At 24.4% G+C, this 3,219-nt stretch carries 3 protein-coding genes; all 3 read left to right on the forward strand.

Annotated features, from left to right (window positions below; translation table 11 throughout):
* Positions 1-199, forward strand: a 199-nt coding sequence (locus AC5EAH_RS07830; RefSeq protein ID WP_493494223.1) for a hypothetical protein, incomplete at its 5' end; no start/stop codon positions are given.
* A 224-nt stretch (positions 200-423) separates the two neighbouring features.
* The gene (locus AC5EAH_RS07835; protein ID WP_493494224.1) at positions 424-2,475 is read left to right on the forward strand and encodes a DUF1430 domain-containing protein; all 2,052 of its coding nucleotides are present in this window, start codon (positions 424-426) and stop codon (positions 2,473-2,475) included.
* A gap of 10 nt (positions 2,476-2,485) precedes the next feature.
* Positions 2,486-3,097 (forward strand): ATP-binding cassette domain-containing protein, encoded by a 612-nt coding sequence (locus AC5EAH_RS07840; protein WP_493494225.1) that lies wholly within the window; start codon positions 2,486-2,488, stop codon positions 3,095-3,097.
* Positions 3,098-3,219 lie beyond the last annotated feature (122 nt).

A 3,219-nucleotide genomic window follows, 5' to 3' on the forward strand; every position in this document is an offset into this window, starting at 1 on the left:
CTATATTAGTATACCCAAACCAATATGTGATAAGATAAGTAAAAAATATAAATCCAATTTTGATTTAAATCAAATCTTATCTAGGTTAATCTATGACCGCATTTTATTTCCTAAAAGTAAAAAAGCTATGTTTGATCATCGTCAAATTTATATAGAACAATCAGATTTTAATCTACATCAAATTTATCGTTTGTACTGATGCAGGTTTATCTTCTCTATCTAATAGAAAATTTAATCATCGTGGTAAAAGAAGGTTTATTACGACGCAATCTCTAAAAAAGTTAAAAAAACATCTTAAAGAATGAGCCTTAGTTAGTGCTGAACCTAGATGGGGTGTTATAGAAGAATTTTATTATGCTAATGATGAAAACTAATAAATGAGCGTACCGACTTAGGCACGCTTATTATTATAGGAGGTGTAGTATGAAAAAATTATGGACATTGTTATATGCTATAGGATTATGTTTTGTACTAGTTTTATCTTTATTTTTATTTCAAATGAAAGAAGAGTATGATGATGTTTATTTGAATCAAAGTAATAATTTGAGCGTTATTATTCGAGATGTGAAAAGTGATGTATCTAATGAGGCATTGATTACACAACTAGAACAATTTGCACAACAAGAAAGAATTAATTTGTATCGTATTATAGAAAATGAAAATGAAACGACAGCATACAATCAAGATATTTTTGTAAAAATAACTAATCCTGAACAATTTAAACAAACATTTAATTTGAATCAACATGCTGATTTATCTAAATTATTTACTAATACTTTACCTAGAGATAAGTTTAATGATTATGTAGTAACTAATTTCAAACCCTTTGCAGAATTAAAACACGAAGGGATTATAGGACGTTATTATTTTGAAACAACAGCTAATAATTTTAATAAAATAAAGAATTATCTAAGTCAAGTACAGTTTGATTATACTGTTCAGCAACAAATGGTTACTAAAGATATTGTAGAATATTTAGAAATACAACCTAAATTCAAACCATTAATAAGTTCGCTTGTATTATTTTTTATTATTTTTATTTTTATATCCTTCTATGAAGTGTTTATTCGATTTAAAGAAATAGCAATACAACAGCTATTAGGTAATTACAATTATCATATTATTAGTTATTTTTTGAAAGAAAAATTAATAAAGATAGCTATGTTTATTATCTTATTTAATATAAGTATTTTGAGCTATGATATGTTTGTTAAACACGGTGCAAGATGGCTAGATTTATTATTATTTTCTAATTTATTACAAATTATTTATGCATCAATTATTTTAATTATTTATAGTTTATCACTGTTAACAATCTATATGGTTAATATTAATTTAATGATTAAAGGTAAAAAGTCTATTAAAATACTTAATATTTATAGTTACATTGCTTTATTTATTGTATCTATAATTATGATGTTATTACTACAATTTATGTTGTGGATGCAAAACGATTTAAAAGCTAAACTATCTCAATTTGAACATTATCAATCATTGAAAAATTATGCAACTACTTATATTAGTCATAATAATGTATTATCTGATAAACAGTTAGATGAAAATTTAAAAAAATTGACTGTTGACCAGTACAAAGACATGGTATTATTTGAAACCAGTTATTACTATATGGGTATTCATGATAGTAAAGTAATAGATATGAGTGCACAATATCCAATGCTTATTATTAATGATAATTATTTGAAAAATATTAATTATAGTTTAATGGATACGACAAAAATTATATATGATGCAGCTACATTAAATGTAGCAATACCTACAAATATGAATGATGCTAAAGAACAACAATGGATAAGTTATATACGACAAAAATATAGTTTTGATAAAGTGAATGTAATACATTATGATAATAAGCCTGTTGTGTTACTTTATAATAATATTTCTAAAAGTACTTATTATCAACATAGTGACAATGTATTTATCATTTTGACAAAAAATAATTTACAAACATCTAAATTTGATAATGATTATATTCGTTGGTATTCTCATTCTAGAATGTTTATTCAATCAGGTCATAATAATTATCAAAATTTATTCCCTATTTTAGTAAAATATCAACTAGACAAAAATATTCGCAATGTATCAAATGTTTATTTGCGTAATTTGCGCGAAATACATAATTTACAATTAGATTTAAAAATTTATAGAATATCCTTCTTCATTTTAATATTTATTATATTGAATATGATTGTATTTATGACTTTAACGTATTTAGAAGATAAAAAGAAACAACATGCAATTTATTATATTCAAGGCATACCATTTTTATTAAGGCATAGTGAGTATTTACTAATTAATTTATCACTTATTTTATTAGCTTATATTGTTGTTAGTGCGATATTTCATATATCTTGGATGATAGGTATTATTTATATGATAAGTGAAATATTGTGTTTATTAGTCGTGATAAGTAGTTATCAACGTGTAAGTATTATAGATACATTGAAGAATGGATAAGGAGAATGGCATGATTACATTAAAAAATATTACAAAGACATATGACAATCAAACATTATTTGAAAATTTTTCATATCATATTAATGCTAATGAGCTTGTTGCGATTACTGGGGCAAGTGGTGCAGGAAAATCTACATTATTAAATATTATGAGTGGTTTAGAAAAACCTACATCTGGCATAGTTTATATAGAGGGTGAAAAATTAAATTATAAAAAAGTAAGGCAATTATACCAACATAAAATTTCATTTTTATTTCAAAATTTTGCCTTAGTAGATGATTGGACAGTATATAAAAATCTAATTATTGCTTTAAAATACAGCAAACATACAATACAAGACATTGCTAATATACTTGAAAAAGTTGGTTTGAAAGGTAAAGAACAAGCTAAGATTTATAGTTTAAGTGGTGGTGAACAGCAACGTGTTGCATTAGCACGGTTAATGTTACAAGATAATGATATTATTTTAGCTGATGAACCAACAGGTGCATTAGATAAAGGAAATCGTGATATTGTTATTAATATTTTAAAACTATTGAAACAACAAGGTAAAACGATTGTTATTGTTACACACGATATAGAATTGGCTGAACAATGTGATAAAACAATTACTATTAATTAAATATGTCCGAAAATAAGGATCTATAATTTAAAGTGCTAGGTTGGGGAAAAGACTAAAACTTAAATCAAAAAAATTTGAAAAGATTAAAAATTAATTTTTTGTCAAAGCGTGTTGATGAACAA

Source organism: Staphylococcus sp. B1(2026) (genome assembly GCF_058895785.1).